Annotated in this window: 16 protein-coding genes; 7 read left to right on the top strand and 9 right to left on the bottom strand. The window is 60.2% G+C overall.

The window, feature by feature from the left end; genetic code table 11:
• The first annotated feature begins 302 nt into the window (after window positions 1-302).
• Window positions 303-1568: an MFS transporter gene (locus tag OKW35_RS33470; RefSeq protein ID WP_429554342.1), complete on the top strand. Its 1266-nt coding sequence runs from the start codon at window positions 303-305 to the stop codon at window positions 1566-1568.
• 619 nt (window positions 1569-2187) lie between these two features.
• Here the strand turns inward: OKW35_RS33470 and OKW35_RS33465 are convergent.
• The 3 genes from OKW35_RS33465 to OKW35_RS33455 form a co-directional block, all read right to left on the bottom strand.
• Window positions 2188-3087, bottom strand: a complete 900-nt coding sequence (locus OKW35_RS33465; protein ID WP_429554341.1) for a transposase — start codon at window positions 3085-3087, stop codon at window positions 2188-2190.
• Complete coding sequence (locus tag OKW35_RS33460; RefSeq protein WP_429554340.1) at window positions 3084-3476, bottom strand: transposase; 393 nt, start codon at window positions 3474-3476, stop codon at window positions 3084-3086. Before OKW35_RS33460 ends, OKW35_RS33465 begins: the two co-directional genes overlap by 4 nt.
• Window positions 3477-3765: 289 nt before the next feature.
• On the bottom strand, window positions 3766-4008 hold the full coding sequence (locus OKW35_RS33455) for a hypothetical protein (RefSeq protein ID WP_184063607.1): 243 nt from the start codon (window positions 4006-4008) through the stop codon (window positions 3766-3768).
• 384 nt (window positions 4009-4392) lie between these two features.
• Between OKW35_RS33455 and OKW35_RS33450 the strand changes: the two genes are divergently transcribed.
• Window positions 4393-6297 carry a propionate--CoA ligase gene (locus tag OKW35_RS33450; RefSeq protein ID WP_429554339.1) on the top strand — a complete coding sequence of 635 codons (1905 nt, stop codon included), beginning with the start codon at window positions 4393-4395 and terminating at the stop codon, window positions 6295-6297.
• Window positions 6298-6341: 44 nt separating this feature from the next.
• On the opposite strand, the gene OKW35_RS33445 is transcribed toward OKW35_RS33450, so the two are convergent.
• Both OKW35_RS33445 and OKW35_RS33440 read right to left on the bottom strand, forming a co-directional pair.
• Window positions 6342-7136: a 5'-methylthioadenosine/adenosylhomocysteine nucleosidase gene (locus tag OKW35_RS33445; RefSeq protein WP_184063590.1), complete on the bottom strand. Its 795-nt coding sequence runs from the start codon at window positions 7134-7136 to the stop codon at window positions 6342-6344.
• Entirely contained in the window at window positions 7133-9496 is a 2364-nt protein-coding gene (locus tag OKW35_RS33440; protein ID WP_429554338.1) for a UvrD-helicase domain-containing protein, read from the bottom strand. The genes OKW35_RS33445 and OKW35_RS33440 overlap by 4 nt, the downstream gene beginning before the upstream one ends.
• Window positions 9497-9892: 396 nt before the next feature.
• Between OKW35_RS33440 and OKW35_RS33435 the strand changes: the two genes are divergently transcribed.
• Window positions 9893-11146, top strand: coding sequence for a tyrosine-type recombinase/integrase (locus OKW35_RS33435; RefSeq protein WP_429554337.1), 1254 nt, complete (start codon window positions 9893-9895; stop codon window positions 11144-11146).
• A 1975-nt stretch (window positions 11147-13121) separates the two neighbouring features.
• On the opposite strand, the gene OKW35_RS33430 is transcribed toward OKW35_RS33435, so the two are convergent.
• Window positions 13122-13349 carry a hypothetical protein gene (locus tag OKW35_RS33430; protein WP_429554336.1) on the bottom strand — a complete coding sequence of 76 codons (228 nt, stop codon included), beginning with the start codon at window positions 13347-13349 and terminating at the stop codon, window positions 13122-13124.
• Between the two features lie 472 nt (window positions 13350-13821).
• On the opposite strand from OKW35_RS33430, the gene OKW35_RS33425 reads away from it, so the two are divergent.
• The 4 genes from OKW35_RS33425 to OKW35_RS33410 all read left to right on the top strand — a co-directional run bounded on the left by OKW35_RS33425 (window position 13822) and on the right by OKW35_RS33410 (window position 20160).
• Window positions 13822-14160: a hypothetical protein gene (locus OKW35_RS33425; RefSeq protein WP_429554335.1), complete on the top strand. Its 339-nt coding sequence runs from the start codon at window positions 13822-13824 to the stop codon at window positions 14158-14160.
• 499 nt (window positions 14161-14659) lie between these two features.
• Complete coding sequence (locus OKW35_RS33420) at window positions 14660-16378, top strand: AIPR family protein (protein WP_429554334.1); 1719 nt, start codon at window positions 14660-14662, stop codon at window positions 16376-16378.
• A gap of 114 nt (window positions 16379-16492) precedes the next feature.
• Entirely contained in the window at window positions 16493-16852 is a 360-nt protein-coding gene (locus OKW35_RS33415) for a hypothetical protein (RefSeq protein WP_429554333.1), read from the top strand.
• A gap of 425 nt (window positions 16853-17277) precedes the next feature.
• Entirely contained in the window at window positions 17278-20160 is a 2883-nt protein-coding gene (locus tag OKW35_RS33410; RefSeq protein WP_429554332.1) for a DNA methyltransferase, read from the top strand.
• Between the two features lie 221 nt (window positions 20161-20381).
• Here OKW35_RS33410 and OKW35_RS33405 read toward each other — a convergent pair whose 3' ends face one another.
• Genes OKW35_RS33405 through OKW35_RS33395 form a run of 3 tightly spaced genes read right to left on the bottom strand, consistent with a single transcriptional unit; the run spans window position 20382 to window position 21432 of the window.
• The gene (locus OKW35_RS33405; RefSeq protein WP_429554331.1) at window positions 20382-20783 is read right to left on the bottom strand and encodes a hypothetical protein; all 402 of its coding nucleotides are present in this window, start codon (window positions 20781-20783) and stop codon (window positions 20382-20384) included.
• 15 nt (window positions 20784-20798) lie between these two features.
• On the bottom strand, window positions 20799-20933 hold the full coding sequence (locus tag OKW35_RS33400) for a hypothetical protein (RefSeq protein ID WP_429554330.1): 135 nt from the start codon (window positions 20931-20933) through the stop codon (window positions 20799-20801).
• Window positions 20926-21432, bottom strand: coding sequence for a hypothetical protein (locus OKW35_RS33395; RefSeq protein ID WP_429554329.1), 507 nt, complete (start codon window positions 21430-21432; stop codon window positions 20926-20928). The genes OKW35_RS33400 and OKW35_RS33395 overlap by 8 nt, the downstream gene beginning before the upstream one ends.

Below are 21432 nucleotides of genomic sequence, written 5' to 3'. Positions count from 1 at the left end.
TCGCGAGCGCTTTATACCGTGGCCAAAAACTCGCCAAAAAAAGTTTCTTCAGGCAAAGAGCTGACGATTCGTCCTTTCACCGCCGAATGAAAAGTCATCCGCCCCCCTGTCCGATTCGCGACAAAACTTGTCCTTACAATTCGCTCCGGCCACATTAAACTTCGGCTAAATATTCAAAACGCCGGTTGCCGCGACGAAACGCCGTAGTGCTTCGCGGAACGCGCCTACGAGGCGTGCTGCCCGCACCGGTTTTCGGTGCCGATGTTTCATTCCACCGTTTTCCCGATCTTTTTTTCTAGCGTATGGAAACGAGCCTCGATAAAAGCGCCCTTGCCGGCGCATCCGCCACGGGGGCGAGCGCGTCCCCGGCCGCCGCTGCGCCGGCGGCCGCCAAGGTCCAGCGCACGGTGTATTCCGTGCTCGGTGCGATCAGCTTTTCGCACCTGCTCAACGACATGATCCAGTCGCTGATCCTCGCCATCTACCCGATGTTCAAGGACAACTTCTCGTTGTCGTTCGGGCAGATCGGTCTGATCACGCTGACCTACCAGATCACCGCGTCGCTGCTGCAGCCGCTCGTCGGCAGCTATACCGACAAACATCCGAAGCCGTACTCGCTGCCGGTCGGCATGGGCTTCACGCTGACCGGGCTGCTGCTGATGTCGGTCGCGCCGAACTTCGGCGTGCTGCTGGTCGCCGCGGCGCTGGTCGGCTGCGGATCGTCGGTGTTCCATCCGGAGTCGTCGCGAGTCGCGCGGATGGCCTCGGGTGGCCGTCACGGGCTCGCGCAGTCGTTGTTCCAGGTCGGCGGCAATGCGGGTTCGTCGCTCGGGCCGCTGCTCGCGGCGCTGATCGTGATTCCGCACGGGCAACGCAGCATCGCGTGGTTCTCGGCGGCGGCGCTCGTCGCGATCGTCGTGCTCACGCAGATCGGCCGCTGGTACAAGCGTCATCCGTCGGTCAGGAAGGCGCGCGGCCAGGGCGCGCATGTGACGCTGCCGCGTAACAAGATCATCCTGGCGATGAGCGTGCTGGTGTTGCTGGTGTTCTCCAAGTACTTCTATCTCGCCAGCATCAATAGCTATTTCACGTTCTATCTGATCGACAGGTTCCATCTGTCGGTGCAGGCCGCGCAGATCCATCTGTTCGTGTTCCTCGCGGCGGTCGCGGCGGGTACGGTGATCGGCGGGCCGATCGGCGACAGGATCGGGCGCAAGTACGTGATCTGGGTGTCGATTCTTGGCGTCGCGCCTTTTACGCTGCTGTTGCCGTATGCGAATCTGTTCTGGACTAGTGTGCTGACGGTTGTTATTGGGGTGGTGCTCGCCTCGGCGTTCTCGGCGATTCTTGTTTATGCGCAGGAGTTGATCCCTGGGAAGGTTGGGATGGTGGCTGGGTTGTTCTTTGGATTTGCCTTTGGGCTTGGGGGGGTGGGCGCCGCCGTGCTTGGGGAACTCGCTGATGCTACCAGTCTTGCGTTTGTTTATAAGGTTTGTTCGTTTTTGCCGTTGATTGGGGTGCTGACTGTTTTGTTGCCGGATGTTGAGGGGAAGCGGGTTAAAGGGTGAGCGCGTGCCGCGGGGTTGGGGCTTTTTCCTTATCGTGCGGTGTTGGCCTTTCCTTGTTGTCTTATCGGTTTATTAGCGTTGCCCCTGTGCGGGGCGGGGCTTTTTTCGTTGTTCTGGCTTTGTTGGCCTTTCCTTGCTGACTTATCGGTCTATTAGCGTTGCCCCTGTGCGGGGCGGCACCTACTTTCTTTGCTGCTGCAAAGAAAGTAGGCAAAGAAGACAGCTAAAACCGCCAGCTCTTAAGCGGGTCCCTCGGTCCGCATAAGGTAGTGGTGCATCTGGAATCCGTGCTCCCGCACATTCGGCGCCAGTGACAAGGCGGTCATTCTTCCGGCGGCGCTGCGCGCGCCGAAACCCCTTCAAAAACCACCGGTTGTTTCGGCGCATCGCCGAGGCGCAGCCGACGGCCCCCGCTGCGCGGGCCACGCCATTGGTTTCCCTGGCAGACCCGTCCGCGACGCACGTAGTGCGGAGTGGGAGGGATGATGGCTTTGTCACGAACGGGGAATGTGCGGGGGCCCGGATTCCAGATGCACCACTACTCCTTCCAAGCCAGGGGACCCGCTTAAAAGTTTGCGGTTTGTGTACCGGCTCCGGTTGTCTGGACACACTTTTGCGCTCAGGCGGCGAGCTTCATCAGCCTTGCCTGACGGGCTTCGAGGGGTGACTTGAAGCCCAGCTTTTCGAGACGCCATTCGCGATTGTATCGATCCTTGAACGCGACGGCGGCAGCCCGAACTTCCTCCAGGTTTTTGAAGATGCGCCCATGAATGGCCTGCTCCTTCAGTGTCCGGTTGAACCGCTCGGCGACGCCATTGGTCTGTGGCTCGGCGACGAAGGCGTAGCTTGCCGCAATACCCCAGAATTTGATCTGCTCGCGGAAGTCGTCCGACGTGTACTGCGAACCGTGATCCATGCGCAGCGACAACCCGCGCCCCGCGTCGGCGACCACGGAGCCGTACTCGTGCAGCAGCCCCTGCGAGATCGGCTCAAGGGCCGCGAAGCGGTCACCGATCTTCGCGGCATGAATGCCGCTACACATGCCGTCGCAGTGATCGACGGCCGAGAAGATCCACACCATGCCGTCATCCACGGTCGCGATCCGCACGCCGTCGGTGCCCCACATCTCATTCGGGCAATCGGTCGTGATCCGGCCGTCGTGAAGGTTGGGTTCGCCTTGCGCCCGCCGGTGCGGCGACAGCAGGCTGTGCTCGCGCATCAGCCGCAGCACGCGGGTCCGGGAGACCCGGATGTCGTGCACGATGCGCAACCGCGCCCAGACCTTGCGATGCCCCTCGCCGATGAATGGCGAAGCCGCCAGATCGTCGCGAATAGCCTTCAGCAGGTCGGCATCGGGCATCTTCGGCTTCGGCCCACGGCGGCCCGGCATGATCGGCACCACGTTGTCCGCCGCCCTCGCACGCACAGCATAGATCGTCGAGCGGGGGAATTCGAGCACCTGGCAGACCCGTTGCAATCCAAAGGGCCTGCTCGCACTGTCGGAGATCGCGTGGCTCATGTCAACGATCTCCGACCGGTCAAAGGGCGACGGGCCTGCAGTTCCCGTTCCTTGCGCAGGATCTCGATTTCCATCGTGAGCTCACCGACGTGGCGGACGGCGTCGTTGAGCCGGGCCTCCAGTGGATCGCTGGTCCGTGCCTTCAGGCCTGCGTCCATGCCGGCCAGCGCCAGCTCACGCCATTGCTCAAGCTCGGCGATCGTCACGCCGACTTCGCGGGACACGGCGTCGACGGGTTCACCGCGCAGCAACCGAAGGACCACGCTACGTTTGCGACCGGTCGACCAGCGTTTGATTTCGACGGCGGCGCCGGAGGCGCTTTCAGTCGCGCTACGCGCTCCTTCCAGCACCTCCGGCGCAACCCCATTCACATTCGCTTTCTTCAACATCAACAACTCCAGTTTGGGACCCACGTTTTACCCCAAATCTGTGTCCAGAAAAACTGGAGCCGCGGCAAAGTTTGCGGTTTGAGCTGTCTTCTTTGCCTACTTTCTTTGCAGCAGCAAAGAAAGTAGGTGCCGCCCCGCACAGGGGCAACGCTAATAGACCGACAAGACAACAAGGAAAGGCCAACAAAGCCAGAACAACGAAAAAAGCCCCGCCCCGCACAGGGGCAACGCCAATAGACCGATAAGTCAGCAAGGAAAGGCCAACACCGCAAAGAACACCACCCTCGCCTTAGCCCCGCATCCGCCTCCACAGCAAAAAACCCACCGCAATGACGATAACCGCAACACCGTCGACAACAGCCAGCACCGGCAAAGGATCGCTCCACTTGTCCATGTTCGTCGTGCGCGAATAATAGGGCTCGCCGCTTCCATACGCTTCGTCCAGGTTAATCACGTTAAACGCAGCAACCGCAACGACAAGGGCAAGCAGAACTACGCCAGCGAGAAAACGGGCGATGCTGGACTTGCGCATGTCAGTACCTGACCGTTAATGGAATGTAGCAATCTGGCGACGGCGTAGCCCCCTCCTTCAGGTCGCGCAGGCTGGAACGCCCGCTCTACCACGCTCATAAGCGTATCGATTGAACATGCAAGCCTCACCATCCTGGGGGAAAACGACCTGTCACGTTGATCGCCTCTACCCTACCTCGCGGTGCAGAAACAACAAATGGGCGACGGATGAAAATGACGAACAACGACTTTCTTCTGTTGCCCTTCGCCCTTACGGCGAACCCGCTTGCCCCGCCTCCCGCCCGTGGCTATGCTTGTGCGCATAACCAGCGCCGCACCGGGCGCGCAATTTGCGATTCCGTTTCATCCAACCCCGTCCACTCCCGCCGCACGAGGATCGCCGCCGATGACCCGCTACCGCGATTTCCACCGCCGCTCGATCGACCACCCCGAAGCCTTCTGGCGCGAAGAAGCCCGGCGCATTCACTGGCACACGCCATTCGGCACCGTGCTCGACCGCTCGAAGCCGCCGTTCGCGCGCTGGTTCGTCGGCGGTCGCACGAACCTCTGCCATAACGCGGTCGATCGGCATCTGGCCGAACGCGCGCAGCAGAACGCGCTCGTCTACGTATCGACCGAAACCGGCATCGAGCGGCACTACACGTATGCCGATCTGTACGCCGAAATCAACCGGATGGCCGCCGTCATGCGCTCGCTCGGCGTGAAGCGCGGCGACGTCGTGCTGATCTATCTGCCGATGATCCCCGAGGCGCTGTTCGCGATGCTCGCCTGCGCGCGGCTCGGCGCGATCCACTCGGTCGTGTTCGGCGGCTTCGCGGCGCCGAACCTCGCCACGCGTATCGACGACGCGAAGCCCGTGCTGATCGTCACGGCCGACGCCGGCGCGCGCGGCGGCAAGGTGGTCGACTACACGCCACTCGTCGACGAAGCGCTCGCGCGCGCCATGCACAAGACACCGCATGTGCTGCTGATCGACCGGCAACTCGCGCCCGCGCGACTGAACGCGCCCTACCTCGTCGCCTACGAGCCGCTGCGCGAACAGTTCTTCGACGCCCACGTCCCGTGCGAGTGGCTCGAATCGAACGAGCCGTCGTACGTGCTGTACACGTCGGGCACGACCGGCAAACCGAAGGGCGTGCAGCGCGATGTCGGCGGCTATGCGGTCGCGCTCGCGGCATCGATGGAATACATCTTCGAGGGCAAGCCCGGCGACACCATGTTCACCGCGTCCGACGTCGGCTGGGTGGTCGGCCACAGCTACATCGTGTACGCGCCGCTGATCGCGGGGCTGACCACCGTGATGTACGAAGGCACGCCGATTCGTCCGGACGGCGGCATCTGGTGGCGGCTCGTCGAACAGCACAAGATCAACCTGATGTTCACCGCGCCGACCGCGATACGCGTGCTGAAGAAGCAGGACCCGGCGCTGATGAAGGCAGCCGATCTGTCGAGCCTGCGCACGCTGTTTCTCGCCGGCGAACCACTCGACGAACCGACCGCCGAATGGATCTCCAACGCGTTGAACAAGCCGGTGATCGACAACTACTGGCAGACCGAAACCGGCTGGCCGATGCTCGCGATTCCGCGCGGCATCGAGGCACTGCCGACCAAGCTTGGTTCGCCGGGCGTGCCCTCGATCGGCTATAGCCTGACCGTGCGCGACGAGCTGACCGGCGAGCCCTGCGCGCACGGCGAGAAAGGCGTGCTGACGCTCGACTATCCGCTGCCGCCGGGCTGCATGTCGACGGTATGGGGCGACGACAAGCGCTTCGTCGGCACCTACTGGTCGAGCGTGCCGAACCAGCAGGTGTATTCGACGTTCGACTGGGGCGTGCAGGACGAGGACGGCTACGTGACGATCCTCGGCCGCACCGACGACGTCATCAACGTCGCGGGCCATCGCCTCGGCACGCGCGAGATCGAGGAGGCGCTGTCGAGCCATGCGGCTGTCGCGGAAGTCGCGGTGGTCGGTGTGACCGATCCGGTCAAGGGTCAGGCGGCGATGGCCTTCGTCGTGCTGCGCGGCGCGCAGGAAGAAGGCGACCCGAGCGAGCGCGCGCGGCTCGAAGCCGAACTGGCGATGACGGTCGACCGCCATCTCGGCTCGATTGCGCGGCCCGCGCGCGTGGTGATGGTATCGATGCTGCCGAAGACGCGCTCCGGCAAGCTATTGCGCCGCGCTATCGCGGCGCTCGCCGAAGGGCGCGAGCCGGGCGATTTGCCGACGATCGAAGATCCGGCCGCGCTGCAGCAGGTGCGCGACGCGCTCGGCGACGGCAGGAAGGAATAAGCGGGCCAAGCAGCGGGCGAACAGGCGGACGAACAAGCGGGCGCTCAGCCCGCGGTGTCTCGCGTGCCGAGAAAGCGCGCGAGAATCGCGTTCGAATACGTGCCCGCGATCCCGGTCAGGAACGACATGAACGATCCGGGCGCGTGGTCGTCGGCGGTATCGGAGATCGTGCGCACGACCGCGCACGGCACGCCGTACTCGTAGCAGACCTGCGCGATCGCCGCGCCTTCCATCTCGACCGCGAGCGCGTCGGGCAGCGCGTCGCGCAACGCCGCGAGGGCCGCCGCGCTCGCGACGAACTGATCGCCGCTGACGATCAAGCCGCGATGCACGCGCGGCGCGCGCGTGCCGAAGCGCGCCGCGCAGGCCGCGCCTTCCTCGGCGACGAACTGCTCGCATGCGGCGGTTAGACGGTCGGCGAGCGCCGCATCGGTGGTGAAGCGCGACATGCCGAGCAGCGGCACCTCGAAGCGCGGAAAAAGCGGCGACGCGTCGACATCGTGCTGCATCAGCGCGCTCGCAACGACGATATCGCCGACATGCACGTCGCCGCCGACACCGCCCGCGACACCGGTGAACACGATCGCCTCGACATCGAACGCGTGGATCAGCGCACTGACCGTCGCGGCCGCCGCGACCTTGCCGACGCGCGCGAGCGTGACGACGCACGGCGTGCCGTGCACGGTGCCGACGTGGTAGTCACGCTGGCCGTGCGTGACCGTGCGCACGCCGGACTCGGCGCGCATCGCTTCGATCAGGTCGCCGAGTTCCTGCGGCAACGCGGCCAGAACGCCGAGCGGCCGCCGCGCATCGTGGCTGAGATTCAAGGGCGTGCTCATTCGACCGCCTGCAATTTAGCCACCGCCAGCGCCAGCCACTTTTCGCCGTGCCGCTTGAAGCGGACCTGCGCTTTCGCGTCGGTGCCGTTGCCTTCGAGTGCGGTGATCGTGCCTTCGCCGAACTTGGTATGGAACACCTGCTGGCCGACGCGGAAGCCCGTGTCGGCCGCGCGTTGCTCGTTCGCGAACGCGGGCGCCGGCGCGGAGCTCACCGCCGCCGTCGACGCCGAACCGCCGCCGTACCCCGGCCGCGCGAACCAGTCGCGCCCGTAGCCGGCGTTGTCCGAGCGGCCGCCCCAGCGCGAGCCCGCCTCGACCTTCGGCGTCAGCCACTTCAGCGTTTCCTGCGGCAATTCGTCGAAGAAACGCGAGCGGATGTTGTAGCGGGTCTGGCCGTGCAGCATCCGGCTCTGCGCGAAAGACAGGTACAGCCGCTCCTTCGCGCGCGTGATCGCGACGTACATCAGACGCCGCTCCTCTTCGAGGCCGTCGGCCTCCATCGCGCTGTTCTCGTGCGGGAACAGCCCCTCTTCGAGGCCGGTGATGAACACCGCGGTGAATTCGAGCCCCTTTGCCGCGTGCACCGTCATCAGTTGCACCGCTTCCTGGCCGGCCTGCGCCTGGTTGTCGCCCGCTTCGAGCGATGCGTGCGACAGAAAGCCCGCGAGCGGCGTCATCGTGTCGGGGTTTTGCGCCGGATCGGCGACGCCCGGTGCGTCGAGGACCACCGTGGTCGGATCGTCGGTCGCGACCGCGAGTTCGGGCGCGGCGCTGGCTCCTGGGCGCAGCGGAATCGAGCGCGCGGGCGTATCGAGCCCGTAGCCTTCCTCGCTGACGAACGCGGCGGCCGCGTTGACGAGTTCCTGCAGGTTCTCGAGCCGCTCCTGGCCTTCGCGCTCGTTCTGATAGAAGTCGGCGAGACCGCTCGCGCGGACCACGTACTCGACGGTCTCCGGCAGGCTCATCTGCTGCGTGTCGGCGCGCATCTTGCCGACGAGGTTCGCGAACGCGGCGAGGCTCGAGCCGGCCTTGCCGGCGACGTAGGGAATCGCCGCGGCCATCGAGCAGTTGTACAGACGCGCCGCGTCGGCAAGCTGTTCGATCGAACGCGCGCCGATGCCGCGAGTCGGGAAATTGACGACGCGGCCGAACGCGGTGTCGTCGTTCGGGTTGTCGATCAGGCGCAGGTATGCGAGCGCGTGCTTGACTTCCTGACGTTCGAAAAAGCGCAGGCCGCCATACACGCGATACGCGATGCCCGCGTTGACGAGCGTGTGCTCGATCGTGCGCGACTGCGCGTTGCTGCGGTAGAGCACCGCGATTTCGCTGCGCGACAGGCCGGTGTTGATCAGCGCGCGAATCTCTTCGACGATCCAGCCGGCCTCCTGCGAATCGGTCGCTGATTCGTAGACGCGCACCGGTTCGCCGTGACCCGCGTCGGTACGCAGATTCTTGCCGAGGCGTCGCGAGTTGTTCGCGATCAGCTGGTTGGCGGCATCGAGAATATGGCCGTGCGAACGATAGTTCTGCTCGAGCTTGATCAGATTGCGCACGTTGAACTCGTGCTCGAAGTCGCGCATGTTGCCGACGTTCGCGCCGCGGAACGCGTAGATCGACTGGTCGTCGTCGCCGACCGCGAAGATTGCGTTGTGCTGGCCCGCGAGCAGCTTCAGCCACGCGTATTGCAGCTTGTTGGTGTCCTGAAACTCGTCGACGAGGATGTGCCTGAAGCGCGCCTGGTAATGCGCGCGCAGCGGCGGATTGTGCGCGAGCAGTTCGTAGCAGCGCAGCAGCAGCTCGGGGAAGTCGACGACGCCTTCGCGCTGGCATTGCTGATCGTAGGCTTCGTAGAGTTCGACGAACTTGCGGTTGAAATTGTCGGTGGCGTCGACGTCTTTGGGGCGCAGGCCCTGCTCTTTCGCGTTGTTGATGAAGTACTGGAGATTTTTCGCGGGGTACTTTTCGTCGTCGATGTTGAGGCCCTTCATCAGGCGCTTGATCGCCGACAGCTGGTCCGCGGTATCGAGAATCTGGAACGTGGCGGGCAGCCCGGCGTCGCGGTGATGCGCGCGCAGCATACGGTTGCACAGGCCGTGGAACGTGCCGATCCACATGCCGCGCGTGTCGATCGGCAATAGCGCCGAGAGGCGCGCCATCATTTCGCGGGCGGCTTTGTTCGTGAAGGTCACCGCGAGAACGGTCGCGGGGGACGCGAGGCCTTGCTGAATCAGCCACGCGATGCGGGTGATCAGGACGCGGGTTTTGCCGCTGCCGGCGCCCGCCAGGATCAGGGCGGGCTGATTCGGGAGCGTTACGGCGGCGTGTTGTTCGGGGTTTAGATTCGAGAGGAGGTCGGGCATTTTTTTGCTTAGGCGCAGTTCGGGGGACATTATATGCCCCGGCGGGGGCGGCGCTTTTTTTGGTTTTTTTTGTTCTTCTGGATATGGGTTGGGTTTTTTCGTTGTTCTGGCGGTGTTGGCCTTTCCTTGCTTTGTTATCGGTCTATTAGCGTTGCCCCTGTGCGGGGCGGCACCTACTTTCTTTGCTGCTGCAAAGAAAGTATCCTGTTCGGACGGATCAGAAAAAAACCGTTCAGTCCGGTTCAGTCTCTGCAAAGCCTTACCCAATAAGGGTTTGGTACAATAAACGAAGCTGAACAAGGGTTTTCCAACCTGATCTGACCTAGACTGAACTGAAGCAAAGTGTTGGATGGAATGTTGGATGGAAAACAACCCTTCCAAGGACAGGATTCCACGATGCGCACGATCAACAATCTGACTGATGCCGCCTGCCGGGCCCGCACCAAGAGCGGCAACATGAGCGATGGCGGCGGCCTGCTGCTTCAGGTCACCAAGACCGGCGGCAAAAGCTGGACCTATCGCTACCAGCTAAACAACGTACGCCGCGACAAGGGCATCGGCCCGTATCCGCTTATCACCCTGGCGGCGGCGCGCGAGCGGCGTGACGAACTCGCCCGCCTCGTGAAGTCCGGCATCGACCCGATCGAGCATCACCGTGACGCCCGCATACAGGCGGCTCAGGCGACCGCGAGGCGGGTCACCTACAAGGAGGCCTGCGCCGCCTTCACGGAAGCCCGCAGCGCGACTCTCAAAACAGAGAAGCAGGTCAAAAGCTGGACCCGCACCTTCGCGCTCGCTGGCGCGAAGCTCGACGGCCTCTATATGCACGAGGTCAGCCGTCAGGACATCATCGCCTGTCTCGAAAGGGACTGGATCACGAAGAACCCGACCGCCATCGAGAACATGATCCGCCTTCATGCCCTGTTCAAGTGGGCGATCGTGCGCTATCAACTGGCGGACACGAACCCGGCCGAGATCGACAAACTGCAACAGCTTCTGCCGAAGGTCACGAAGCAGTCGGACGACGATGACGACGAGAACAGCGGCCGGGCTTCGCTGCCGTGGGCCGACATGCCTGCCTGTATGACGAAGGTCCGCGCCGTCGGCACGATGCCCGCCCGCGCGATGGAGTACATCATCCTGACCGGCGCGCGGCTCGAAGAGGCGCTGCAACTGACATGGCGGGAGCTTGACCTGAAGGCTAAGAAGTGGACCGTTCACAAGAGCCGCATGAAAACCGGCGTGAAGCAGGAAGTGCCGTTGTCGGCTCAGGCGATCGACCTGCTTGAGGCCCTGCCGAGGTGCCAGAACGGCAACCCCGACCCCGACGCCTTCGTGTTCACCGCGCCGCGTGGTGGCAAGCTCTACGGCGACAGGCTGCTCGATCTGCTGCGCGAGATCGGCTATACACCCGAGCAGGTTACGACGCACGGCATGCGGTCGTCCCTGCGGACCTACGTGCGGGAAGTCTGCAAGGCTCCGCATGATGTCGCCGAAGCAGTCATCGCGCACGACACGCGCAAGCGGATCACGAAGACCTATGAGCGCACGCGCTTCTATGACGAGCGTGTCGGCCTCATGACGAGGTGGGCGAACTTCACGGACGAGCGGGTCCAAAGGGTCGTGAAACTCGCAAAGGACGCAGCGTAGATAAATAGCTTTCCGCAATCGTGCGCCGAAGGTCATCCGGCTCGGTTCGGCCAAAAATAGACATTGAGCGTCGCCAGCCAGATTGGCAACAATCTATCTGTTGGCCGCCGGTCTGACTGCTGGGCACAGGTCGGTGGCTCCAAAAGGCTGACCCACGAAGTGCACCATTGCAGGCTTACTAGTCCCGGGTTCGGGAGCATACCCAAAACACAAACCAAGTCTTGGAGGGGCTCCCCTGACTCGACCGGACCATGGACCTTCGCTCGGACGGTATAAATTCCAAAATTCCTCCGCTTGTCTTGGCTGGCGCGGGGCCCTACAGAAGATACCTAGTAGCATTTTCGCATGGGGACTGATGGTTAGGACGAGCCGATTGCCGGAATTTGTTTCGTGATGGCGTGCAATTTCGATCTCTACGCGCTTAGCCTTCGCGGAATGATTTCTGATTCGCGAAAGACTTAGGAGATCCTTGCGGATACCGTCTCCACCGGGAAAACCGCGAGGTGCATACTTAAGCTCAATTGCGATCAATATCCGATCGTCTTTGCAAACAAGTGTATCGATTGCAATTCGCTTCCCCCCTTTCGCGCTAAAGGAGGCGTTTTCATCCTCGGCTGTCTTTGGGAGCGTTACCGTCGCTTCCACAAAGATGACGTAGCCAATATGCTGGTTGAGATTGCTTCTTAAGTGAAAATAGAATGCCGCCTGAAGGCATCGCTCGGAATTCAGTGTCCGCGAATCATAGTCGGCACATGTAGCCTTCCACGCGTCTTCCACGACTGCCAGAACACTCTCAACTTCATCGCCGTTCAAGATCGAGACTCCATCGCGCAATGACCGATATTGTCGTGCATGCGTACAAGGCCATTTGGGAAACAATGTGACTGCGTGTGCAGCCACGCTATAGCGACTACTTCCACTCGATCTTCAAAATCACAATTTCATTGGCGTTCGGCTGTAGTCGTCGGAGTTCGCTCATGACTGCGCTCTCGGTTTGCCCGGAGCAGCGGAAAGTTTTCGTGGTCTGAGCAGTCATTGTTTTTTGCCCCTTCCCACTGTATTTGTACGTTACTGCAACGTTCGGCATAGCGGATCCTTGAGGTTGTTAGCGGTCGGAGTCGGAAGCGTTAGCGACTCGCCAAAGTCGCTGTACTCATACGGTATAACGGCCCCCGCATCTCGATCTTTAGATCCAGGCGTAGCGGACAGCTGCTGGGTGTTACGTAACACCCACTCGTTGGCGCCTACAAGTCGCATTGGGAAGGTTGCACAACTCACGTGGCAATGCAGTTTCCCGGGATCCAAGCGCCTCATCACCGCTCCCTTTGGACGACCGCTATTAAGAAACGCGGGAGACCGCTCAGGGTCGCGTGCGGCCGATCGCTGGCAGGCGGAGGTCGGCCAGGAGCGGCCAGGAGCGGCCCATCGACGTGAGCACCAGAATCGCTGGCAATCGGGCAATTCTCTCAGCATCCAATTTCAGCGAATGCCCCGACAAATTCAACTGCGCACAGCGAGAGGGAGCTAGGCAGCCAGGGCCCGGTCGGCCGCTGCCCACATTGAGGCAGGTTTTTTCCGGGCTGGCTAAGGTAGGCGTCTGAATTACGGCTAGAGTGCGCGGGGCTTGGTGGTTGGGGGCGGGGCATCTTCGCGTCGCTACGCCGCCGCCAGACCTATCGCGCTTCGCCCTTCAAGGGCAAGCGGGGCGTCGAGCCCGGCGGAAAGGTTTGCGACAAGCAGAATGAGCTAGGCTGCAGGCTTTTTGCAGGCTACGACCATGGAGCGCTCATGGGTGTGTGCCCCAGAGACCCCCCCCGAACCTCCAGAGAATCCGCCGCTGACCATTGACGCGTTTTCATCGCTTCGGTCGAGAACATCATAGCCGGACGACTTGCAGAGATCGCCGGCCGCCTGAAAGCATTTGTCCCAGCCCCGCGCGAGCCCGCTGCAGTTAAGTGTGTAGGCCTTCCGGCCGTCAGAGGAATAACTCTCGTGCACGGTAGCGCACCCCGACATTGCGGCTACAACCGTTAGGAATATAAACGTGAGTTTCATAGGTGCGTCGTTCTTTGAATTCGTAGAGCAATTTCGCTGGGCTAGCGGGGATAATCCGCAGTGGTTTTTTTTCCAAGTCTTTTTCAGACTCCCACGTCCGCACGTTGTCTAATTCATGGAAAAGAGGCGTCTTTTTCGTCCAATTCACTTGATGGCGTTCCGTCGCCGTAGTCGGGGCGCCTTGCGACCGACCTTAAGCGCTATAAACACACAAGAGACGCCTCATTTGTAGTCAGCACGAAAGCAAGCTGCCTGCCGTAAGGCTTAGAGCGGCCAGGAAGAGACGTTGGCCTCTACCGGCACGCGGACATTTGGGTGACTGCTTCGCCTTTACAGCGGACCACTGCGTGTTGACCACACCAAATCGACTGACCACGTCCAGCGTGCTTTCGTCTCCGATGCGAGCACTTCGGCGCACAGCCTACGAGGAACCTTGGGACTGTCGAAAGAGAAAAAGACATTTGAGGAAATTTCGATGCTCTTTTCGACTTCCGTTCATGGGGGCTCTATTGGCTTGCTCGCGATGACAATCATAAGTGCGGCTCAGATAGAACGAAAGCGCGGTAGACTAGCCCGTGTTCGCAGGCACATCAAGCCGATACTAAATTAGGGGAATCACCGTGACTTTCAGCGATGCTTGGATCGACTCAGTCGACGATGAGGAGTTTGCCGCTTTCTTGACACAGTCACCGCGCTTCCGCGTTCTCCCCCCGCCGTCAAGTCCCTATTGGATCAATCACGTACGGGGGTGGGCAAAGAAGGAGGGGTTAGCGATTAAATACCCAGGCGACGACGATCTGGAGATCCGTGTGCTGGTCACGAGGCGGCAATTGGTGCGGTTCTTCGATGACATGTTTGGGCCGTTGACATCAGGCGCCGATCGCTCAACCTTACACGGGTACGTGGTTGACAAGTGCCGTGACGACCGTACCTATTTGATCGCCGCCGACGAGTTTTAGGTGAACGCGCTAGGCGTCGTTGGTTTGTCGGCGAAGCACGTTCCTGCAGTGTATGAGCGCGGCGCGTCAAGCGTGCGCCGGAGTTTGATGGACGCCCTTTTCAACGTGTCAGGTATAGGTAGACTTGCTCGGTGAGCAGGTTTCCAGTCGAATAGACCGTTTTACCGAGTCGGGCAGTTGCAGCAAAGCTTCGGAAACGGTCGTTGCTGTGACCCGAGTCCGAACGGCGGTTCAGGGTCACGTGCCGCCGGACACAGCTTCCTGTGGTTCAGGCTGCGTATGCAATTCGCATGAGGCGCTCCTCGGCCACGATGCGACGTTCGCCAGACGCATCGCCCGGACGTTCAAGCGTCGAGGATGTCGGAATAGCAGCCATTCAATCGCTGTCTCAAGTTCCGCGGTCAATTACCGTAAAGACGGTATCATCACTCGATTCGAGGGTATGAGATAACGATCACGCTCGGTCGGCAGGGCTGAGACCACGCACAATGAACAAGAAATGAAAGCTATAGACTCCTTCAAAGCACAGCAAGGCGCCCTAATCGCGGAAATTGGCGAGGGCAATGCACACATGATCTGGGCGCTGGGGATGTTGACAGACGCTAGCGATCTATTCGGCTTGGCAAGCCGCGCATTGACGGATGGCGGGAATGACAAGAAGATCGATTTTTTAGAGATCGACAGCGAAAATAAGAAGATCATTCTTGGTCAGGGTTATTACGCACAAAAGGATACAGACAAAGCATCCGCAAATAAAGCTTCCGATTTGAATACGGCCGGAGCGTGGCTGATCTCCGGCGACGTCGAGAATGAGCCTACGCTCAATGAGAAGGTTCGGGGGGCTATAAGGGCCGCCCGTGAAAAAATAGACAAAGGCGAGATCGATACGATCGAAATCGTATATATCCATAACATCCAAGAGTCGATGAACGTCGACGTAGAACTGACGACCTGCGCGAGTCAGCTGGAAAAGGCGCTCCTTGGCAAAGGCATAGTCGTCACTGGGTTTGAATTTGGCCTTCTGGAGCAGGAGCGTCTCTTCGTGGAGAAGGAGACGCACATTTTTGTGAAAGATGAGATTTCAATCGGGATGCCTCATTTCCATGAGCAAGGGCCGGATTGGGATGCGCAAGTTTTTACGGTAAATGGTGACTGGCTAAGAGAGTTGTTCGTTAAGTATGGGGATCAGCTTTTCTCTGCGAACTATCGTGGATTTTTAGGGCATGGGAAGAAACGGAACAAGATTAACCGCGCAATTATGACTACTGCGGAAAAGAAGCAGGGTGACTTCTGGGCGTTCAACAACGGGGTGACCATTCTTACGCACGAAATCGTTGCCGCCGACCCTGGAAAGAAACTGCGGGGAATTTCCGTCATTAACGGCGCGCAGACGACCGGTGCGTTGGGGAGCGTCGACAAAAATGTCTCGCTCTCTGACGTGAAAGTACTTTGCCGCGCGGTTATCTGTAAAGATCCGGAGAAAGCGCGTGAAATCGTCAAGTACAACAATACTCAAAACGAGATCACCTCGTGGGACCAGTACGCAAACGACGTAGAGCAAGGTAACTTGGTTGAGCAATTCGCCAAGTTGGGGGCGTATAGATACAGCCTGAAGCGTGGATTTGACTCTACGGATTCCGATCTCGGGATTGAAATGTTGGCGCAGCCATCGCTCGCCTTTCAAGGATTTTTCGCCGACGCGAATCGCGGCAAGAACGCTGTTTTTGATAGTCCGGAGCTGTATCGGCGAGCGTTTCAAGGTCGGAATGCAAAGAAGCTCCTTCTGGCCTACTGCTTTAGCCGGGCCATCGACCACCGGCGCATTACATTGACTCAAAAAATCGAGCGGACGAGGAAGGAAGAATCGCAACTTGCGTTGTTCGGCTATCTAAGTTTCAAGAATTTCTTGCTGGCCGTGATCGGCGCAACATTAGAAGCACACTTAGGCAAGGCAGTAAACCTCTCTGAAGCCGCGTTCTCGACAGAAGCAGCGAAGCAGGGACTGGATTACCTGACGATACTTTGCGCGCCGGTAGTGAACTCGACCTTGATTTGGACGGAGGTTGCTCTGAAAGGACCTGCAAATGCCGAAAAGATTAAAGACGAGAAGGCCTTCGCCGAGGTTGCTGATAGCGTTTCCGCTGCAATCGACGCGAATTACGAAACTACCGGCACGGCGCGCGATGCAGAGCTCGTCAAATCGATTTATCGGGAGTGATTCAGAGCGAATCTAGTTGATAATAATATGATGCAGCTTTGCATATATTAAGTCGATAAACAATCCGCAACGTGTGAGTTTGCGGAAATCTCAAAAAAACATTGGATTCAAGAGATGGCATATATTGCAAATTCGTTCGAAGAACTCAAAGCAGCGCTCAAATCCGGCGCGGACGAGATCGAAGTCTATGATTCTGCGGTGGCGACGTCCATCAAGGCTGCTCTGCTCGCGAAGAAATGGGGACCAGTGACACTTGCAGCACTAACTGCGGCGATAATTGTGGCACCTTTAACCGGCGGTCTATCTCTAGGGGCTGTTGGTGCACTATCTTCCGCGGAATTAGCTGCGGCCACGACGATCGCGAGCCTCTGCATTGCCATCGGTGGGACGGTTGTTATCTCGATTTTTACAGACTGGGAAGGCGTGGAAATTAACAGGGGAGGCGTCAAGCTGACGCGAAGCAAAAAACAATAGGATGCTGCGATACCGATTGCATTCGTTCCCTCATTGGCTATGTATAGCGGCCGTTCGCCGAACGGCATTTCAGAAGGCCAGCGAACGCGACTCACGTTGAGGGCGATTGTGCCGGCGTTCCTATTGCGATCGCTGACGTGGTGCAATTTTGCCACTGTTCATCATGGAACGACTCGCCGGGGCCAGTACGCAGTCACGTACCGCGCTTCGGCGGTGGACGCCAATCCGGATTCGTCTGGTACAGCCACAAGTCCAAGCTGCACAGTGATACTTTTCTTGCCCGGAGTCTGCAAAGCGCCTGAATTCATGGGACAAACTGGCCATCATGCGAAAATAGCACGGAACCATTGCGTCGTCCTTATATGCCGGAAGAAGTCGGGACCTGATAGGCTGGACTCGGCCAAAAACAATGACTAAGGAAAAGCATGACCGTAGGGATAGACAAGACCGCCAAGCTCAAAGCTTTCACCGAGTGGGCTGCCAAGCACATCAAAGGGGACGAAAAGGGTGAGGCCCAGGTGTTTCTCGATCGCTTTTTCCAAGCTTTTGGTTGGCCTGGGCTGAAGGAGGCTGGTGCAGACTGCGAGCTGCGCGTGAAAAATACCACCGGTGGCACCTCGTTCGCTGACCTCGTGTGGAAGCCAATTGTCGTCGTCGAAATGAAGAGGCGGGGCGCCGACCTCAGCAAGCATTACAGCCAAGCGTTTACCTACTGGACGCGCCTAGTGCCCAATCGGCCGCGTTACGTCGTGCTTTGCAACTTCGACGAGTTTTGGGTGTATGACTTCGAGACTCAGCTGGACACGCCAGTCGACACCGTCAAGCTGACCGAGCTGCCGGCCAAGTTTGGCCCGCTCAACTTCATGTACCCCGGCGACGTGGTGCCCGTCTTCGGCAACCATCAGGAAACTGTGACGCGTCAGGCTGCTGACAAGCTGGCCGCCTGCTTCAACGCGATGATCAAGCGGGGGGTCGAGCAGCCCCTAGCACAGCGCTTCACGCTGCAGATGCTCATGGCCCTGTTTTCCGAGGACATCGGCCTACTTGACAAGTACCTCGTCACAAAAGTGCTCGACGAGTGTAAGACTTCTCAAGATACGCATGATCTGCTAGGCGGGTTGTTCGACGCCATGAATACCAAGGGTGGTGTAAAGGGCGGACGCTTTAAGGGCGTACCCTACTTCAATGGTGGGCTGTTTGCCGAGCCGGCCCGTGTCGAGCTAGTGGCCGAGGAGCGGACGCTGCTTAAGGCGGCGGCGCAGTTCGACTGGTCGAAGGTGCGCCCCGAGATATTCGGGACCATCTTCGAGCACTCGCTGGGTAAGGAGCAGCGCCATGCGACGGGTGCCCACTTCACCAGCGCCGTGGACATAATGAAAGTGGTCGGACCGACCATCGTCGCGCCCTGGACCGAACTCATCGAATCGGCTGACACGCTTGGGCGGCTTCGTGAGCTGCTTGCTCGCATTGAGAACTTCACCGTGCTCGACCCAGCCTGCGGCAGCGGTAACTTCCTTTACATCGCCTACCGCGAGTTGAAGCGCCTGGAGGCCCGCATCTACGAGAGGATGGCTGCTGAGTACAAAAGCGTGGACGCCAAGCAGCGCCCGTTTGGCTTTGTGTCGACGGGCAACTTCTACGGCATGGACATCAACCCCTTTGCCGTCGATATCGCGAAGGTCACTATGATGCTCGCGCACAAGCTTTCGATTGACGAGCTGCACATCAACGAGTCCGCTCTTCCTCTCGACAACCTCGACGCCAACTTCCGTGCTGGCGACGCACTCATCAACGCGGACGGGTCACGTGCCCAATGGTTCAAGGCTGATGTTATCGTTGGGAATCCACCGTTCCTAGGCGCGAAGCTGCTGAAGCCCAATTACGGCGCCGGCTACGTCAATGCCCTCCGTAAAGCATACCCTGATGTTCCCGGCATGGCGGACCTCTGCGTCCATTGGTTCCGACGTGCCCACGATGAACTCAAGCCATGCACGACTGCCGATCCCCTGGCAGGCCGTGCAGGTCTTGTTGGCACTCAGAACGTACGAAGCAACGCGTCGCGCATTGGCGGTCTCGATCACATCGCTGCGACGGGCACAATCATCGACGCGGTGGACGATCAGACGTGGTCCGGTGAAGCGAACGTGCATGTGTCGATCGCCAACTGGGTCAAGACGCAGGACAAGAAACTCCTGCCCAAGGTGCTGCGCCTCTGGTTCAAGGCGCCACCAACGCCGGGCGGGAAGAAGCGCCCGCACGGCACGGGTTCCGCGGCCAAGCAGTACGAGTTGGACATGCGTGAGGTATCACACATCAGTTCGTCCCTCTCAGACAAGGTCGATGTATCGAAGGCGCAAGTGCTCTCCGTCAATGAGACTGCGGTCGTGTGCCAGGGCATTACGCCCGGCCATGCCGGTTTCGTCTTGTCGCCGGCCGAGCGTGCTGAGCTGGTGGCGGCCGACGCCAAGAACCAGGCGGTAATCCACCCATACATGGTTGGTGACGACATCCTTGGTCCGGGTAAGGCAACAAGATGGTTAATCGATTTCGGGTCTAGATCGATTCTCGACGCTCAAGCCTACCCGCTGCCGTTTCGGCGTCTGAAGGAGGAAGTTTTGCCAGCTATGCAAGCGTCCGCGGAGGAAGACGAGTCAGAGAGGTCTTCATCCTTAAGCACGTGGTGGCAGCACTGGCGACCCCGCAAGGAGCTGCTGAGCTCTATCGGTAGCCTGCCTCGCTATCTCGTGTGCTCACGGGTCACTAAGCGTCCGCTCTTCGCATTCGTGAGCCCCATCGTGAGACCCGGCGACGCTTTGCAGGCGTTCGCGTTGTCAGACGACTACAGCTTTGGTGTCCTCCAGTCGAATGCGCACTATCTTTGGTTTCACGCGAAGTGCTCAAATATGAAGTCGGATCCGAGGTACACGTCGGAGTCGGTGTTTCACACGTTCCCGTGGCCACAAGCGCCCACCGATGCACAGGTAGACGCTATCGCTGTTGCGGGGCGTGAACTGCGGCATGTTCGAGCTGACGCTGCCAACAACCATGGCACCGGTCTTCGCGTCCTGTACCGGACCTTGGACCTTCCGGGCAAGAACCCGCTAAAAGACGCACATGACGCTCTCGACGTGGCTGTGCTTAAGGCCTATGGCTTTTCAAGCAAGAAGGACCTGCTACAGCAGGTCCTCGACTTGAACGAGAAGGTGGCCATCAGGATCGACGGCGACAAGGGCGTCGCAGGTCCTGGAGTGCCTAGCACTCACAAAACACCCGGCAGCCTGTTCACTACCGATTGCTTCGGCGTTTAAGTGTTTAAGCAGCCGTGCGCAGAACCTTGACACCGTGGGGCGCCGGGCGGGAATGACCGCTATCGCCGATCTCCTTCTGACCAGATCGAAGGCTTAAATGACCGTTCTATCCCGGAAGCATGACCGTTCTATCCCGGAAGCGGCCGATTGGGTGGCGCCTAGCCCAACGTCCATACAGGGTCGGCAAGCGCCTTTCCCCGGAAATCCGCGAAGAACCTTCCTTATCTCGGCGTGCCTTGCAGCTTTTCCTGCTTGCGGGCCTTCGCCTGTGCTGCTTTTGTGAGCACGTAGACCCGCAGGTCGTGTGTCAGGAAGTAGAAGTTGTTTTTGCCAAGCGTGAACGGTGCCGGAAAGTCCGGATCGTTCACTTCGAGCCATGTAATCGTCACGAGCGACTTGCCGAGCATCTTCGCGGCTCCCTTGCGGTCGACCATCGCGATATCTTCGTCGGTCAGTGGCGGCGGCGCGGTCACCGCGCGCGGCGGCACGTCCTCGGGCAGCACAGCAGCAGGCACAGGCGGCGGCGCGCTGACTGCATCCGGCACCGACTGCGCGTCGACGTGCTGCTTGCGCGGGCGACCCGGCCCGCGCTTCGGTACTGCGTTGATGGTGACTTCACTCATGTCGTTCCCCTGCGTTCAGGGCGCCGTGTGGATCAGATACAGGATCGCCCACAACGCCGCGGTGATCGCGAGTAGCAGCAGCACGATCACGAGCAGCGTCATCAGCAAGCCCAGCACCTGAACGAGCCGCAGGCGTGGCCTGTCATTCATCGTCGCTGGTCCCGTCTTCGCTCTGCGCGGCGCTGACGTCGAGCGTACCCCGAACCGCATGCCGCAGCACACTCATGACCTTGGCGGCTTCGTCCTCGTTCGGATGGACCTGCAAGCGCCAGATATAGCCGCAGGTCCCGCCTTCACGCGGCAGCACACGCAGCTTGTTCAGCTTGCCGTCCCTGAGTTGCACCTCGTTTTTCTTCGTGCCGAGGTGAAGCGTCAGGGAGACCGGCGCGATGCTGCCGTTCCACGACAGCGGCCCGAGTTGCGGGAATCGCAGATGCGGCAGATGCCCGTCATCCTTGCCGAGCAGGTCCGGGTCGTCGTCGCCGCAGAACAGCGATGGCCGCAGGTTCGTGTCGAGCCGGTCGAGGCTCGTGGCCGGTAGGTCGGTCTCGAGCTTCAGGTCCATCGCCAGCTTTTCGTCGTCGCCGCAGACCTCGGTCCGAACGTTGACGTGCGTGATGCGTAGCTCGTGCTGCTGGAAGTCGATCAT

This window comes from Paraburkholderia sp. MM5477-R1, assembly GCF_050436385.1.
Lineage (GTDB): Bacteria > Pseudomonadota > Gammaproteobacteria > Burkholderiales > Burkholderiaceae > Paraburkholderia > Paraburkholderia tuberum.
This window is presented reverse-complemented; position numbering and strand designations above follow the sequence as displayed.

What these genes read in the sequence shown, in the direction of transcription:
- OKW35_RS33445 (WP_184063590.1), bottom strand. Translation starts at nt 7,136, where the DNA reads ATGAGCACGCCCTTGAATCTCAGCCACGATGCGCGGCGGCCGCTCGGC.
- OKW35_RS33405 (WP_429554331.1), bottom strand. Translation starts at nt 20,783, where the DNA reads ATGAGTGAAGTCACCATCAACGCAGTACCGAAGCGCGGGCCGGGTCGC.
- OKW35_RS33400 (WP_429554330.1), bottom strand. Translation starts at nt 20,933, where the DNA reads ATGAATGACAGGCCACGCCTGCGGCTCGTTCAGGTGCTGGGCTTGCTG.
- OKW35_RS33470 (WP_429554342.1), top strand. Translation starts at nt 303, where the DNA reads ATGGAAACGAGCCTCGATAAAAGCGCCCTTGCCGGCGCATCCGCCACG.
- OKW35_RS33465 (WP_429554341.1), bottom strand. Translation starts at nt 3,087, where the DNA reads ATGAGCCACGCGATCTCCGACAGTGCGAGCAGGCCCTTTGGATTGCAA.
- OKW35_RS33440 (WP_429554338.1), bottom strand. Translation starts at nt 9,496, where the DNA reads ATGCCCGACCTCCTCTCGAATCTAAACCCCGAACAACACGCCGCCGTA.
- OKW35_RS33395 (WP_429554329.1), bottom strand. Translation starts at nt 21,432, where the DNA reads ATGATCGACTTCCAGCAGCACGAGCTACGCATCACGCACGTCAACGTT.
- OKW35_RS33420 (WP_429554334.1), top strand. Translation starts at nt 14,660, where the DNA reads ATGAAAGCTATAGACTCCTTCAAAGCACAGCAAGGCGCCCTAATCGCG.
- OKW35_RS33450 (WP_429554339.1), top strand. Translation starts at nt 4,393, where the DNA reads ATGACCCGCTACCGCGATTTCCACCGCCGCTCGATCGACCACCCCGAA.
- OKW35_RS33435 (WP_429554337.1), top strand. Translation starts at nt 9,893, where the DNA reads ATGCGCACGATCAACAATCTGACTGATGCCGCCTGCCGGGCCCGCACC.
- OKW35_RS33415 (WP_429554333.1), top strand. Translation starts at nt 16,493, where the DNA reads ATGGCATATATTGCAAATTCGTTCGAAGAACTCAAAGCAGCGCTCAAA.
- OKW35_RS33455 (WP_184063607.1), bottom strand. Translation starts at nt 4,008, where the DNA reads ATGCGCAAGTCCAGCATCGCCCGTTTTCTCGCTGGCGTAGTTCTGCTT.
- OKW35_RS33410 (WP_429554332.1), top strand. Translation starts at nt 17,278, where the DNA reads ATGACCGTAGGGATAGACAAGACCGCCAAGCTCAAAGCTTTCACCGAG.
- OKW35_RS33460 (WP_429554340.1), bottom strand. Translation starts at nt 3,476, where the DNA reads ATGTTGAAGAAAGCGAATGTGAATGGGGTTGCGCCGGAGGTGCTGGAA.